Raw genomic sequence first — 14,016 nt, forward strand, 5'->3', positions numbered from 1 at the left:
AAATTGGTTTGACCGTAGCGCTGAAGCTTGTTATCCTTGGTACATGGGCACTTTCAAAATAGGTCTCAAAGTTGAAAATATTACTGATCGCTCACATTCGGCGATTGTTAAGAATGTGCTCGTAGACACTGGGAGCGAATACACTTGGCTGCCCGAAGCGGTCTTGCGAAGGGTAAAGATTGCCGTCGAAAAGAAAGATGTCCCTTTTGTCATGGCAAACGGCCAGAAGATTACCCGCTCATTGGGGTTTGCACTTATCCGTGTCGGTCAGGCGTTCACGGTCGATGAAGTTGTCTTTGCTCAACCCGGAGATTTGCAGCTCTTAGGTGCTCGAACCCTCGAAGGCCTCAATCTGGTAGTGAATAGTCGCGATAAGAAACTCGCGGCTGCGGGTCCGATTGTCGTGGCTTAGCTGGTCGCTGAAATAACAAATGCCTAAGATTTTTTATCAAGATTGCCAGGTCAGAGTCTCGTATTGCCTGATCAGCGTATTGCGGTCGCCGACAAGCGTAATATGGCCAAGTTTACGAAAAGGTCTCATGTCTTTTTTGCCATACAGGTGCACGTGCGCGTTCGGCATCTTTAGCGCCTTTTCAATCATTGCATTGTAGACGCCCTCTTTGCCTACTTCAGGGCCGAGCAGATTCAGCATCAGCGACGGCGCGGTCGTTTCGGGTGAACCCAATGGCAGGTCGGTCAGAATGCGTACCAAATTTTCGTATTGGCTTGTCGCTGCGGCTTCAATCGTGTGGTGACCGCTGTTGTGCGGTCGCGGTGCCATTTCATTGATGAGGATATCACCCTGTTCCGTGAGAAACATCTCAACGGCGACAAGCCCCACGATACCGAGGGCCTTCGCCGCCGACAGTGCGAGCTCGGTGGCGCTCGTCGCGACTTCGGCGCTGATTTCGGCCGGGCATAGCTGGTATTTCAGAATGTTGCGCTGCTTGTCGAATACCATTTCGACGGCGTCGTACGCGACGCGGTTGCCGTGTCGGTCAGAGGCGACGATCACTGCGATCTCTTTGGCGATCGCTATTTTTTCTTCAATGAGTGACTCGCCGTCGAACGCCATTTCAATATCATGGGCGCCAGACAAGAGCCGCACGCCATAACCGTCATAACCAGACGTCGCCGTTTTTTGCACAACGGGAAATTGCAGCTGCAGGCTTTTAAGCGCCGCTTTGTTTTGAGCGACCTGAAACTTTGCAGTGGGAAATTTGCCTTGTGCAAGAAATTCTTTCTGGCGGCACTTGTTCTGGATGATTTCGAGAACCTTGCCCTGAGGTGCAACGAACTTGCCCGCCGCCTTTAGCGACTCAAGAGCCGCGGCGCTGACGTGTTCAGAGTCGATGGTGACTGCGTGTGCGTGCGCTGCAAAACCCAAGACGGTTTCGGCGTGCATTGGGTCGCCCTGCACGAAATATTTTGTGAACGCAGCGGCAGGGGCTTCGGCGTTTTTGTCGAGCACGTGGCAGCGCACACCCAGGCGCATCGCTGCCTCGATCGTCATGCGGGCGAGCTGGCCGCCGCCCAAGATCGCAATGTCATTCAGAATTTTCATTTGTACAGCCTGTATTTTTGCATCGCTTTGGTGAAATCTGCGATGCGAGTTTTCTCTTGTGCCTGCCAGTCTTCGTAACTTTTGCCCGCGACGAGCGCAGCGCGGTAGCTGGTCGTGCCGGTTTGCGCATCGAGCCCCTGTTTTTCAGCGAGCCATTTTTTCATGAAACCGTTCTTGCCATTTTTCACATGCCATAAGAAGAATTCATACGCAGCGCGCGTCGGGTTGACGGTCGTCTCGCCGAATTCGAGCTTATAACCGGCAATGAGTTTACCCTTATGTTTACCCGAAGCCGCGTAAAATGGGTATGGATAAAACTTTACCCCGCCCATTTTCGGCAGAGTGCGATTCTCAAATTCAGCGTGCCCGATCTGGCAGAACGGGTCTTTCGTGATGCGCCCCTCTTCAATCGAAGTGGCTTCGAAGTAGACTGAGACCCAATAGCATTGGTTGGCGCGTAATGTCGGTAAGTTGGGCGACGGCGGGTAGAAAGCCGATGCGCGCTTTGAATGCGGTTCTTTCGGATTATACTTTGCCATTTTCTGAATGTGTACCTTGATCTTTAACTTGCGATCGGCAATGTATTTGCGCGCAAGCTCTGCGTGCGTGAAGCCGGGCATGAACGGAATTTCTTCTTCACCGACGTAAGAGAAGTCTGATTTCTGTGCCACCGGGCCCTGTGGCCCAAGATGCGAAGCCGGGTTCGGCACGTCGATGAGGTAGAGCAGCTGTCCTTTTTCGGCCTGGTGTATCGCGCGCATGATGCGGTTTAGAACTGTGCGGTAGGTATAGGGGCGCACGCCCGAGTCGGGCAGGTCGAATACAATCGCTTCGCAATTTTTCAGTTTGTCTTGCAGCTTCTCGACCGTGGTCAGGTAGATTGTTTCGGGTGAAGTGGGGGCACACGATGTGCCCGCAGGGGCCGACTGACACGAAGTCATCTTTGTCGGCACCCGGCCTTTTGTGTTGCCATGGTCTTCTTCTTGCGCAGTGAGGCCGTGTTCGGGCGTGAACAGATGCGCGATCTTGATTTCGTGTTTCGCGAGGCGGGCGCGAACGTGTTTGTCTGTATCTTCCATCGCTTCGTAGAGAAAGAATCTGCCGAGGCCCGAGGCATTGGTGACGAAGCAGGTGTCGAGACCCTTGAGGCGCTTTGCGCCTTCGGTAAAAAATATCTCGGCAGGCGAAGTTGATTTGGGTGCGGATTTAGTCTTCTTCTGTTTTGCGGCGGCAAGAGCCGTCGGCCCGCCTGCGAACGCGAGCATTGGTAACAGCATCAGCCATCTAAGGCTGCAAAGAATAAGAGCCCGGCGTTTCAAGGCTGACGCAAACCCGAAGCCGTGACACTGCGACGATCAAGTTTTCAGAATAATCAGCGTGTGCTGCCGCTCGGTGGTTGGGCCTTGAGTGCCGCTTTGTCGCGCTCAGCATCGAGCTGGCGCAGGTGCTCACCGAGGCGCCTGCCCTCGACAAATATTTCAGTACCCTTGATGCCAGAATTTGCCAATTCTGCGAAACCCTCAGAAAATTCGGTGAGCGCGCCCTCGTCGGCGGCGAGAAACAAGAAGTCGCGGTTGAAATGTAATCTCAGCTTGCTGCCCGCGGTGACCTCTGCGCTCTCAAGATGAAGGCCGGGATAAGCAGCGAACACAGTTTTCTCGTTGTTCGCCATGATAGCCGAGAATTTTTCCTTCACGGCATTTTGCTCTTCGGCGCTGAATTGACTAGGGCCAAAACTAATCTGCGCGCCTGATCTTTGAGCGGGTGGCGTCTGGGCGCAGCCGCCAGCTTTTGCCTCGCACTGCGCATCACCCGTGAAGGGAATGCCTTTGGCGACCAGTTGGTTCAAGAGTTCGGCATCGCTGGGCAAAGAACCATCGGCTTTGCGAAATTCAGCCCGATAGCTCTCGAAACTGCGCGGCGTCGGCCTTTTCACGGCTTCTTCGCTATCATGAGTGAGATAGATCCCCACTGTTACTGCGATCACCGCCAAGGTGGCTGGCAGAAGCAGTCGCTTCTGCTGGCTACTCAAAGTTCACCAGCATCTTTTCGATGAGCGATGCGCGGTTGGCAGCCCCGACGACGATTTCAAGCGGAAAGCCGAGCGAGAAGAGTCGGTAAGTGCCCGCATAGTGCAGAATCGCGCAGCGCGAGGCCGTGTTATAGACCTGCACGCAGGTCGAGCCATTGACTGCTGTGTAATAGTCGGGAAAGAGATTCTGGTAACCACCCGCAAGGCCGTTGTCGAGACTGAATGCAGCGACACCCGCTAGCGCACCGCTGCCGGCGAGCAGCGTTGAAGTGCCGGCATCATCGCCTGCAAAGCGCGTGCGCAATGTGCTTTCGAGAAACGAAAGATCGTTGCTGTGCGTGTTGCCGATTGTCTGCGAGGCGAGATCCCACCCGATTTCTGAGCCGGTGGCGATAAGTTTGCCGCCGGCGGCAAGGTACTGCGCGACCAACTGCTGCTCGGCATAACTGAACGTCTCATCTGACCAGCTTTCGCGGCCGACATACCAGATGACCGCGTCGTAGTCGGCAAGTAAAACAGCGCCCGAGACGACCGCTTCGTTCGCACAGCTGGCTATAGACCACGGGCGGTTGCTGTCGACAACTGCTTGTGAATACACTGGCGTGTGGTTGAAGTTGTTTCCGCGTTCGACCTGCGGGCCAACGGCACGCTTGTCGTAGTTAGTCACGAAATTGATGCGGTTGTCGAGCCGGTCAAAGCCGTTGACGATCAGCAGCTTCTTGTCGGCGGCATTGACGGGCACGCGCACGCTGGCAACTTCTGAGGCCAGACTCAAGCCATGTTCATTGCCTGCCTGTACCGTGAAATGGTACACTGTGCCCGCAGGGACATTCTGAAAGGTAGCGCTCGTGGTGCTGGCGATTCTGCCCGAATCGAACGACACGCCGTCTTTTGACGTGCGCACCAGATAATAGGTTGCGGCCGTGCCGGTGGCGGGGGCCTGCCAGTTCAACGTGAATTCGCCGCTCGCGGTATTGCGCACTCTGAGGCCCGTAATCTCTTCGGGTGAATAGCCCGAGCTAAAAAACTCAGCGATGCCCATGTAGATGCCACGCGCTGCGATACGATAGAACTTTTCATTTGAGAGGCTCACGAGTTCGGTCGGGTGCGTAAAGAAGCCCACTTCAATGAGCGCCGCTGGCACAGAGGCAACGCGCGTTTCGCCGTAGTCGCCGTCGAAGCCGTCATCACCCCAGGTGATGTTTGTCCAGCTTGAATCCCATTTGGCGCGAATGTGGTCGAGCATGCGGTATTTCACCTTGAGACCCAGGCTGCGGCTGATCTCGTCGAGCGCCTTATAAGTCGAACCTGCCGTTCCGTATTGGTAGATAACCATTGTACCCTTTCCCGACGACGAAGAGTAAGGGTAAGTGCCGCTACCGGTGGCGTTGTTGTGCACCGAGATAAAGGCATCGGCAGCCTCATAGTTGGCTGCGTGCGGCCGCGTCGTCACATCTTCATTGTAACCGCTTGATAGCCTGGCGACAGTCGAGGGGCGCCCAAGAAATTTCTGGTGCTGCCACGCGCTGCTCTTGTACCGCTCTTCATTCGTTGGCGTGCCGTCGATCGGCAGCGTATCGATGCCGCCGCCGAGTCTCAACGTATCGATTGCGGCGATTTTGTCAGCGGCGAAGTTATTCTGAAATTCAACGACAGCTGCGGCAGATGTCTTGAAATAATATGTGCCTAGATAAGCGACACGGTAGCGCAGCCCCTGCGAACCATACGCATCGGCCGCTGTAGCGCGCGACAGCTGGTTCATGTAGGTGCGCGCAGTGCCGCCCGCATGCGTGATCGTCACGGGTATGGCAGATGCCCTGTCGGTGCCGTCGCGGTAGTGAAAATAAACCGGATACATGCCGCTGACAGGCACAGTCGCCGTGTACGTGAACTTGCCTGTGCCCGTACCGTCGCCATAAACGTAACGGTACTTTGTACCTGCAACGCAGAGCGACGCCGCCATCGCCGAGTCGTTCGCCGAGGTGTAAAATGTCGCACCCGTCTGCGCATAACCGGCAGCACCGGGGCACACGACGACCTGCGGGCGCGTGCGCGCCTGTTCGCGCACGAGTGTCACCTCTGCGCCCGCGTTGCGCAGATACTGCAGCACGTAGTGTGTGATCTCAGAGTTCAGATAATCTTCAACGATGGCGAATGCATTTACCGGTGAGGTGGATGCAGAACTATATGCAAAGCCCCCGCTGGACCAAACCCACGGCCGTTGCAGACGTGCACCGGCCGATTCGGCGCTCGTGCGCCCGCGCCAGCCATGGCCCGCGCCGAGTGCAATTGTTTTTCCGCGCAGGCCCGCAACCTGCGAAGGAATATACACGCCCTCTGCGCCGATTCTGTCGGGCACGATGTCGGTGAGTGTCGTCGTTTCAACTGCCGGGCCGCCGGTTTCACCGGTATCACCCGGCGGCGGAGTCGGGGTTGTGTCGCCACCGCCGCCGCTGTCACCATTGTCGAGCGGTACGCTGCCGTCACCACCCGTACCTGAACTGGCAGGCGCCTTTTCAAGCAACGCCTTATCCATATTTTTGCCGCAGGCAACAAAGAAGAAAGCGGCGAGCGAAGCGACTAAGAGTTGTTGCATCAGATTGTTCATAGATCCTCATTAAAGTAAGTGATTGCAAGCGCGATGCCGCCTGCATGAACGGGAAAATTCGTGTCATAAAAATACGTGTGCGTGTAACTTGCTGCGTAACCCCAATGGCCGCTGCGGTAAACATAACCCAGTTCGGCAGTCGCGATAAATGTCGTCTGCGAATACTTGCGCTCGATATTGCGGTTCAGAAGTTCATAAAATCCCGTACCTGCGAAGAGTGCGGCACGCAGGTTGTGATTTTTGCTGCTGCCCAGAGGCAAATGCCACAATGGCCCCGCAGAAAATTCAGGGCCCGAAAGTATCGCTTTGTCACCCGACAGCCGCAAGAATGCCGCGCGGGCTGCAACCTGCGGAAATAGCGACGGCGCGGCCGGCCACAGCGAAATTGCGCCGACCACACCGAATTGCAGGCCGGCGTTGAAACCGAGCGCCGGCTGGTCTAACGGGGCGAGCGCCGCGAATGAAGTTGAAACATGCCACGCGCGCGGGCGCGCCGGGGGCAGTACACGGTAATTTTGTATTTTGAGTTTTTCGCCGAGGCCCGGCACATCGAAATAATCTGCCCCGGCTTTATTCTCCCGAAAGAGTGCGCCTTTGAGTACCGAACCATTTTCGAGTTCAAGGTCGTATTTTTCGCCGGCATGAAGATTGCCCGTTTCGGCGATGAGCGGTAGTGGGGCGATGAGCAGCAAAATAATGCAGGCAGCCCGGGCAGATAGTGTGTATACCCTCGTGGCCATGCACGCTTTGCGCGCCGATATGGTCGATGGGGATATCCTCATTGATACCATCAAGAGACCGACATGGTGCGGGGGGGTACACAATGGCAAGAGGTTTTCTCTTTATACTAGCGTTGACGCGGTGTCTCTCGATGCAACTTTACCGAATGGCAAAACTCTATTACGATCAGGATTGTGATCTTTCAGTACTCAAAAATTCAACCGTGGCCGTGATCGGCTATGGCTCGCAGGGCCGCGCGCAGGCGCAGAACATGCTCGATTCAGGCCTCAAAGTTATTATCGGCCTCAAGGCCGGTTCGACGTCGACCGCCGAAGCGCAGGCAGACGGTTTTGAAGTCGTCGATGTTGCGACAGCCTCAGACCGCGCCGACATTATCCAGATTCTGACTCCAGACCAGTCACAGAAAGAGATCTACGACGCGCACATTAAGCCGAAGCTCAAGGCGGGCAAGGCAATCGTCTTTTCTCACGGCTTTAATATTCACTTCGACGAAATTGTCGCACCGAAAGATGTGGATGTCTACATGGTCGCGCCAAAGGGCCCTGGCCATCTCGTTCGCCGTGTGTATACAGAAGGTGGCGGTGTGCCCTGTCTGATCGCAATCCATCAAGACGCTACGGGCAATGCGCACAAGCGCGCGCTCGCGCACGCGAGTGCAGTGGGTGGCGGTCGCGCCGGTATTCTCGAAACGACCTTCAAAGAAGAAACCGAAACAGACCTCTTCGGTGAACAGGCTGTTCTGTGCGGTGGTATCAGCCACCTGATTCAGGCCGGGTTCGAAACGCTGATCGAAGCAGGCTATGACCCTGAGATTGCTTACTTTGAATGCCTGCACGAAACGAAACTGATTATCGACCTGATTTACGAAGGTGGCCTCGAGAAGATGCGCTACTACGTTTCTGACACTGCAGAATATGGCGACTATGTCAGCGGTCCGCGTGTAATCGATGGCCATGTGAAGCAGAAAATGAAAGAAGTGCTCGCCGACATACAGAAGGCCAACGGCGCAAAATTCGCGAAAGGCTTTTTGGCTGACCTGCGCTCAGGCGGCAAAGAGTTCGAAAACATGCGCAAGCGTGAAGAGAACCATCCGATTGAAAAAGTCGGTAAGAAGCTGCGTTCGATGATGCGTTGGCTCTCTAAGTAATTTATCCTATGTAGCTCTGCCGTGTCCGACGGCAGAGTACAACTGAATACAATCTTGCGTTGACCGCTTAGGACGTTAGTGAATGTAGAACCTCTGCGATGTCCGAAACGACTCTTAAGCCGTTCAATTTTTCTCCCGAAGTGATCGCGCGCATGCGCGACACGCAGCAGATTCCCGTCAACTTCTATAACGCCAACGGGCAGGTTCTGATTCCCCGTAAAGAACAGGCGAGCGGCGACATGATCAATAAGCTGTTGCAGCATATTGGTTCGGGCATTTTTTACCGTGAGGGCGACGAAGACAAGCTCGGCATCAAATCGGGCGCGCGGGCAGACCTCGAAGGCCTCAGCGATACCAAACTTCTTACCGAAAAGCGCGTCGCCGAACTTAGCCAGGCGACCGAAAGCCTTTTTAATGAGCTTAAGTTCGCGGCATTCGGCGCGGTGCACTCGCAAAAGATGCACACTCAGGTGAACTCGTTTATCACCGACTTTGAGCAGCAGCCCGACATGATGGTCGGCGTTATCAATATTCTCGATACCGTGAAGGGCACAACCGGTTCAGATTTGTCCAAACAAGCGGTGAAGCGCGCGGTTGTCGCGATGGCTCTGAAGTCGCGCAGCATGAAGGCGATGATTTCGAAAGACCGCGGTCGCGGCTCAGAAGCCGTGCAGCCCCTGATGATGGGGGGAATGCTCTCGCAGATCGGCAAGACCAAGATGAACCTGCCCGAGGGCGAAAAACTCACCCCAGAGCAGCGTTCATACGTGCGCAAATTTCCACTGCTTTCATATTTGATGGTCGCGCACGAAGCGACGGTGCCGTTTGAGGTGAAGCGCCTGATTCTCAACCAAAAGCGCACGCTGCCCGAAAACACACCTTCGAATAATTATCCCGAATTTCGCTGGATGACGGCGACGCTGCAGAATCTCGTTCAGGAGAATGATAAACGCGGCAAGAAAGAAGTAGCGGGTGATATTCTGCGGCAGCTCGCGAGTCTTAAAGAATTTGTCGTGTATGAAGAAGACGTGAATATTCTGAGCCTCGCAACTGATTTCGCCGCGCTCACGACCGATTCAGAATGGCGTGAGGCGAAAGACCCGATCATGGCGATCAAGCACATACTCAATTCTTCTTTTTTTCAGTATGGCCCGAAAGTCATACGCGATTTTCTCGATCATATTTCAATGTCGCTGAGCCACAACCAGAAGATTATCAAATCTGATGACCTGCTGATTCTGGCGATGACGATGCAGAGCGGGCAGACGTACTTTGAAGTCGTCAAGGTGCTCGATGTCGGGCGCTACCAGAGCAGGGCGACGGTGCAGCGTCTGGGCGTTTTGCATATGGTGTCTTTAAACGCCGACGGCGTCAGGCAGGGAGTCTTTCAGCCAGAGACGTTCAGGGCAGACCCGCGAAAAATACATATCAACCTCGCTCAGGATTTTCTTCGCCGCATTATTTACGTGCTCGACCCGATCATTGACCCCGAGCTCTACGACAAGATTTCGAAGAAGATCAATTCAGCGGCGTGATGCCTTGAGGCTGCGGCGAATGCGCGCCGCAATCGCCTCAGGCGTAAGCCCGCAGGCCTTTTCGATATCCGCAATGGTACCGTGCGGCACAACTTCATCGGGAAAAGCAAAGGCCTCGTGGCGAATCTGCACGCCGTGCTCACGCAGCTGCTTAGAAACGAGGTCGGCGAGGCCGCCGGTGACGCCGTGATTTTCGAGCGTAGCCAGAAGCTTCTTGCCCTTGAGCGATCGCAGAATCTGCGCCATCGGCAGCGGATGCACCGAGCGCACGTCTACAACTTCGGCAGATATTTTCGCGTTTGCCAGAATCTCGCGGGCAGCGAGCGCCTTTTCGGCAAACACACCTTCACTCAAGATCAGAACCTGTGAACCCGCAGCAAGTTTTTCAGCGTTAAACGGATTATAGTTCTTCGCCCGGGCGGCCTTGATTGCCGCCTTCAGGTCGAATGGTGCAAATTCTTTCTTCGGAAACCGAACGGCAATCGGCCCCTTGCTGTCGTGTGTCAGGTACGCGAGCATTCGAACGAGTTCGCCCGCATCGCGTGCAGAAAGAATGCGCATGTGCGGCAAAGCGGCCATGAAAGCGATGTCATAAAACCCCTGGTGCGTTTCGCCGTCTTGACCCACACAACCTGCACGATCGATAATGAGGCGTACCGGCAGGTTCATGAGCGCGATATCTTGCACGAGCTGGTCGTAGCCCCGTTGCAGAAATGTTGAATAAATACACAGATAAGGTTTTAGTCCGGCGCTCGCGAGTGCGCCCGCGAACGTTGTCGCATGCTGCTCGGCAATGCCCGCATCGAAAAATCGTTCGGGAAAAGCTTCGGCGAACGGGCCGAGGCCCGACCCTTCTTTCATAGCAGGAGTGATAACCACCAGCTTTCTTTCAGCTGCGGCGAGCTGAGCGAGAGTTTCACCGACGAATTTGCTGAGGCCCCATTTTGTCGCTGGCTTTTTTTCAATACCGGCATTTGGGTCGAAAACCGAAACGCCGTGGTACAGAATCGGGTCTTTCTCTGCCAGCGGATAACCATAGCCCTTTTTCGTGACGACGTGCAGTAAGATCGGCTCTTCGATAGGCGGCAGGCTCTGCAGCACATGAACAGTGCGCACGACGTCGTGGCCGTCGATGGGCCCGAGATAACGAAAGCCGAGTTCGCCGAAGAACTGGTGGTCGGTTGCGAGCGACTTCATCGACATACGAAATCTTTTTGCCAGGCGGTTGATGACCTTGCCGATCAGCGGAATTTTCGCCATCAGATTGACAAAGCCGCGTTTGCTTTTGCGGTAGAGTCGGGTGTTGATGAGTTTCGTGAGATGGTAGCTGATAGCGCCGACATTCTTTGAGATGCTCATCTCGTTGTCGTTGAGCACGACGAGCATGGGGGTGCGCTCGTAGCCGACATGGTTCATCGCCTCAAAGGCCATGCCTGTCACGATCGAAGCGTCGCCGACGATCGCGACGGCAGTAGGTATTTTTTCGCCAGGTTTGGCCTGCAGCCGCGCAGCCACAGCTTCACCCATTGCCTGTGAAATCGCCGTGCCGGCATGGCCTGTGTTATAAAGGTCGTGTTTTGATTCAGAACGTTTGGGAAAACCAGAAAGGCCGCCGGTCTTGCGAATCGTGTCCATGAGGTGCTTGCGGCCGGTCAGAATTTTGTGCGCGTAGCATTGGTGGCCGACATCCCACATAAAACGATCGTGTGGAGAATCGAAGACATAGTGCAGGGCGACGGTTAGTTCTATCGAACCGAGGTTTGAAGAAAGGTGACCTCCGCTCGCAGAAACACTCTGCAGCACAAATGCGCGCAGGTAATTGCAGAACGCGGGCAGCTCGGCGATGGGTAGCCGGCGCAGCGCCTCGGGGCTTTCAATCGCTGCGAAATCGGCGCGCTCTGTTCTTGCGGATGACATTTCTGCAGTGGCTGCGCGATCGCTATTTCAGCTCGACCGCATTTTCGTAGATGAGAACTGGTATATCGTTTCGCACGAAGTAGAAGATACCGGTTTCTTTTTGCCAGAGTCCTTCGCTGACGGGTTCGTTTACGGGTGTACCGGCAATATCGCGGCACTTTGCCGATTTGATGAGGCTGTTGACCCGATCGAGAGTCGCCGTGTCTGCGAGTTGCAGTTTCTTTTTTGACCGGGGACAGACGAGAATTTCGAGCAGCTCGGGAGTCACACTGGCAATAACTATGGCCGAAACACTCCGTCAACGCGACCGCGACTCCCCGGGTAACCTGGTACCTCTGGTTAACTTCGGCTAATCCCGCGTGACGCGCTGTTGCGGCTTTCGATCTAAGTGCAATGCTCAGGTTTACCGGTCACAGGGCCGCTATCTTTTCTATATGCCGACTGTCGTTTACCGCGGTGGTTTTTTCGTGTCTGGGCAGCATCTGGGGCCTCGGCGCGTCATTCGATATGCCGGGCAAAACACCGGAGCAGGCGGTCGAAGTAGCCAAACGGTCGCTTGCGCGCCTCAACGTGAACTGCATCGACCAAGAGGTCACCCTCGGCGCGCACTGGCGCTGCAAGACGTCATTCTTTTCGATTATTGGTCTCGATGTGTTCGTGTCGACGATTCCAGAAAAATCGATCATTCGCGCCGACTCGCGTAACCGCCAGAGTTATGCCTTTATCGACCTCGTTGCCAACGAGACAGGGCAGCCGGCATATGAAAAAACCTATGGAGAGAAATCGTTGCTTCTGAGTACCGGCGCAACCCTAATATCGCCGGCATTCGGCTATCTTTATGTAAATTCAAACTCAATGGTGAAGAACAAATCAGTGTTCTTGCCATTTCTCGGGTACCTGTTTGGCGACCTCGCGCTCTTTTGGGTCAGCTCAAAAATCTGGTTCACCAATGGTTTTGATCCGTTCGAAGTCGGGCTCACCTCGATGCTGATTGCGATGGGAACGTTTCGTGCTATCATGCTCGTTCCGTTTTCCATTCAGGTAATGGCGCATAACCGTTTCGCCGGCCTGCAGATTACCTACAGGTTCTGAAAGGCACATGCCCATCATGGCAGCATAGGTTCCATGGCCGGAGTGCTGCCACTCATTAAGGCGCTGGGCGAGCCTGTGCGCATTCGGCTCTATCTGTTGCTGAAAAAAACGCCGCTGACAGTGTCTGAACTTTCACACGTGCTCGATCTCTCGCAGTCGAACACGAGCCACCACGTCAAGGCGCTGCGCGAACTCGATTTGCTCACTGCCGAAAAAACCGGGCAGCATACCTATTACGCCCTGAACCAGGCGCAATGCGGCGAGCCCAATATCGCCGCTGCGCTCGCCCTGCTTGAAGAGGCAAGCGTTGAAATCTCTGAAGTGCGCAGTGACGCAGTTAGGCTGCGCACGATACTCGCCGAAAGGTCGGCCGACACGTTCACGCGTTGGCGCATGGAGCAGCCCGACCTGCCGTATTCAGATATCTTCGCGCATCTCGCGGGTGGCAGGCGAGGTGTCGTAGCCGACATTGCCTGCGGTGAAGGCGATTTTTTTGAGAACCTCGCGCTGTCGTTTGAGCGTGTCATCGCAGTCGACATCGACGCGGCGCACGTGCTGCGCGCAGCAGGCCGGCGGGGCAGCGACCGCGTTCAGGTTTTACAGGCCGATGCGCAGACGATGCCGCTTGCAGCAGAGAGCTGCGATGCAGTGATTCTGCGTATGGCGCTGTCGCAGATTCCCGAGCCGGCGACCGCGCTTGCCGAAGCACTGCGAATTCTCAAAAGAGGGGGTTACCTGAGTGTCATCGATTCTGATAACCCTCAGGGCAAAAGCCTCAGAAAAATTCTGCAAAATGCGATCGCCGAAAACCGCGGTATTCGCCTCGACGTCGAAAGACAGTTGCCGCGGCTTTTTATGCTGCGCCTGCAGAAGATTTAGCAGGGTAGGGAAGTTCTGAAAAAGTCATGCGCGTCGAAGGCCGCGCGAGAGAATGCGCAAAAATGAAGACATTTGCGCTGTTGATTTCTGCTTTTTCAAAACTTCGTTACTGTCTTTTCAGATATTCGACGAGGCTGCGCCGGTCATTTTCTGAAATCAGCAAAAAGGTTTCATGGCGCTTGTCGTTCTGCAAGAAATCGATGAGCGTCTTTTCATCTTTGCGCACCCTGATCAGCCCCGGTTCGCCCTTAGCGCTTTTGGCCCGCAAAACATGTGCGGCCAGATGGCAATCGGTGCAGTCATGCGATGCATAAACTTCTTCACCCTTCTCAGAGTCTGAAGCATCGTCGCCCGTTTTGGCCGGCCTCAAAACGCCGGCGTACCAGAGCATGCCGACAAAGGCGACGATTAAAAGTAAGGCAAATATTCTCAGCGCCTGCCGCTCTGTGAATGGCATAGCCACCAGGCATGTGCAATTTTTCAGGGGGTAAACCGCAATTC

At 55.0% G+C, this 14,016-nt stretch carries 13 protein-coding genes; 5 read left to right on the forward strand and 8 right to left on the reverse strand.

Going from position 1 to position 14,016, the window contains the following annotated elements:
• The first annotated feature begins 43 nt into the window (after positions 1-43).
• Positions 44-412: a retroviral-like aspartic protease family protein gene (locus TURPA_RS11285; RefSeq protein WP_014803436.1), complete on the forward strand. Its 369-nt coding sequence runs from the start codon at positions 44-46 to the stop codon at positions 410-412.
• Between the two features lie 36 nt (positions 413-448).
• Here the strand turns inward: TURPA_RS11285 and TURPA_RS11290 are convergent, their stop codons facing one another.
• The 5 genes from TURPA_RS11290 to TURPA_RS11315 form a co-directional block, all read right to left on the reverse strand.
• Positions 449-1,564 carry a 5-(carboxyamino)imidazole ribonucleotide synthase gene (locus TURPA_RS11290; RefSeq protein ID WP_014803437.1) on the reverse strand — a complete coding sequence of 372 codons (1,116 nt, stop codon included), beginning with the start codon at positions 1,562-1,564 and terminating at the stop codon, positions 449-451.
• Positions 1,561-2,829 (reverse strand): exo-beta-N-acetylmuramidase NamZ family protein, encoded by a 1,269-nt coding sequence (locus TURPA_RS11295; protein ID WP_014803438.1) that lies wholly within the window; start codon positions 2,827-2,829, stop codon positions 1,561-1,563. The genes TURPA_RS11290 and TURPA_RS11295 overlap by 4 nt, the downstream gene beginning before the upstream one ends.
• 107 nt (positions 2,830-2,936) lie before the next feature.
• Positions 2,937-3,551, reverse strand: coding sequence for a hypothetical protein (locus TURPA_RS11300; RefSeq protein ID WP_014803439.1), 615 nt, complete (start codon positions 3,549-3,551; stop codon positions 2,937-2,939).
• A gap of 37 nt (positions 3,552-3,588) precedes the next feature.
• Complete coding sequence (locus tag TURPA_RS11305; protein ID WP_169314417.1) at positions 3,589-6,192, reverse strand: N-acetylmuramoyl-L-alanine amidase; 2,604 nt, start codon at positions 6,190-6,192, stop codon at positions 3,589-3,591.
• A gap of 8 nt (positions 6,193-6,200) precedes the next feature.
• Positions 6,201-6,944, reverse strand: coding sequence for a hypothetical protein (locus TURPA_RS11315; RefSeq protein WP_014803441.1), 744 nt, complete (start codon positions 6,942-6,944; stop codon positions 6,201-6,203).
• A gap of 83 nt (positions 6,945-7,027) precedes the next feature.
• Between TURPA_RS11315 and ilvC the strand changes: the two genes are divergently transcribed.
• Both ilvC and TURPA_RS11325 read left to right on the forward strand, forming a co-directional pair.
• A complete protein-coding gene (gene ilvC / locus TURPA_RS11320) occupies positions 7,028-8,092 on the forward strand; it encodes a ketol-acid reductoisomerase (protein WP_014803442.1) in 1,065 nt (354 codons plus the stop codon).
• 98 nt (positions 8,093-8,190) lie between these two features.
• On the forward strand, positions 8,191-9,627 hold the full coding sequence (locus TURPA_RS11325; protein ID WP_014803443.1) for an HD-GYP domain-containing protein: 1,437 nt from the start codon (positions 8,191-8,193) through the stop codon (positions 9,625-9,627).
• On the opposite strand, the gene dxs is transcribed toward TURPA_RS11325, so the two are convergent.
• Together dxs and TURPA_RS11335 are read right to left on the reverse strand one after the other, a co-directional pair.
• A complete protein-coding gene (dxs, locus tag TURPA_RS11330; RefSeq protein ID WP_014803444.1) occupies positions 9,616-11,544 on the reverse strand; it encodes a 1-deoxy-D-xylulose-5-phosphate synthase in 1,929 nt (642 codons plus the stop codon). The genes TURPA_RS11325 and dxs overlap by 12 nt on opposite strands.
• A gap of 22 nt (positions 11,545-11,566) precedes the next feature.
• Complete coding sequence (locus TURPA_RS11335; protein ID WP_014803445.1) at positions 11,567-11,812, reverse strand: Trm112 family protein; 246 nt, start codon at positions 11,810-11,812, stop codon at positions 11,567-11,569.
• 125 nt (positions 11,813-11,937) lie between these two features.
• Between TURPA_RS11335 and TURPA_RS11340 the strand changes: the two genes are divergently transcribed.
• Positions 11,938-12,636, forward strand: a complete 699-nt coding sequence (locus tag TURPA_RS11340; RefSeq protein ID WP_014803446.1) for a hypothetical protein — start codon at positions 11,938-11,940, stop codon at positions 12,634-12,636.
• A 33-nt stretch (positions 12,637-12,669) separates the two neighbouring features.
• Positions 12,670-13,515 (forward strand): ArsR/SmtB family transcription factor, encoded by an 846-nt coding sequence (locus TURPA_RS11345; RefSeq protein ID WP_014803447.1) that lies wholly within the window; start codon positions 12,670-12,672, stop codon positions 13,513-13,515.
• A 106-nt stretch (positions 13,516-13,621) separates the two neighbouring features.
• Here the strand turns inward: TURPA_RS11345 and TURPA_RS11350 are convergent, their stop codons facing one another.
• Complete coding sequence (locus TURPA_RS11350) at positions 13,622-13,972, reverse strand: hypothetical protein (protein WP_014803448.1); 351 nt, start codon at positions 13,970-13,972, stop codon at positions 13,622-13,624.
• Between the last annotated feature and the right edge of the window lie 44 nt (positions 13,973-14,016).

Origin of the sequence: Turneriella parva DSM 21527 (genome assembly GCF_000266885.1) — a bacterium.
Lineage (GTDB): Bacteria > Spirochaetota > Leptospiria > Turneriellales > Turneriellaceae > Turneriella > Turneriella parva.

Bases quoted from the DNA above. Each gene is read 5' to 3' on its own strand.
- TURPA_RS11285 (WP_014803436.1), top strand. From the start codon at position 44: ATGGGCACTTTCAAAATAGGTCTCAAAGTTGAAAATATTACTGATCGC.
- TURPA_RS11290 (WP_014803437.1), bottom strand. From the start codon at position 1,564: ATGAAAATTCTGAATGACATTGCGATCTTGGGCGGCGGCCAGCTCGCC.
- TURPA_RS11295 (WP_014803438.1), bottom strand. From the start codon at position 2,829: ATGCTCGCGTTCGCAGGCGGGCCGACGGCTCTTGCCGCCGCAAAACAG.
- TURPA_RS11305 (WP_169314417.1), bottom strand. From the start codon at position 6,192: ATGCAACAACTCTTAGTCGCTTCGCTCGCCGCTTTCTTCTTTGTTGCC.
- TURPA_RS11315 (WP_014803441.1), bottom strand. From the start codon at position 6,944: ATGGCCACGAGGGTATACACACTATCTGCCCGGGCTGCCTGCATTATT.
- ilvC (WP_014803442.1), top strand. From the start codon at position 7,028: ATGGCAAGAGGTTTTCTCTTTATACTAGCGTTGACGCGGTGTCTCTCG.
- TURPA_RS11325 (WP_014803443.1), top strand. From the start codon at position 8,191: ATGTCCGAAACGACTCTTAAGCCGTTCAATTTTTCTCCCGAAGTGATC.
- dxs (WP_014803444.1), bottom strand. From the start codon at position 11,544: ATGTCATCCGCAAGAACAGAGCGCGCCGATTTCGCAGCGATTGAAAGC.
- TURPA_RS11340 (WP_014803446.1), top strand. From the start codon at position 11,938: ATGCTCAGGTTTACCGGTCACAGGGCCGCTATCTTTTCTATATGCCGA.
- TURPA_RS11345 (WP_014803447.1), top strand. From the start codon at position 12,670: ATGGCCGGAGTGCTGCCACTCATTAAGGCGCTGGGCGAGCCTGTGCGC.
- TURPA_RS11350 (WP_014803448.1), bottom strand. From the start codon at position 13,972: ATGCCATTCACAGAGCGGCAGGCGCTGAGAATATTTGCCTTACTTTTA.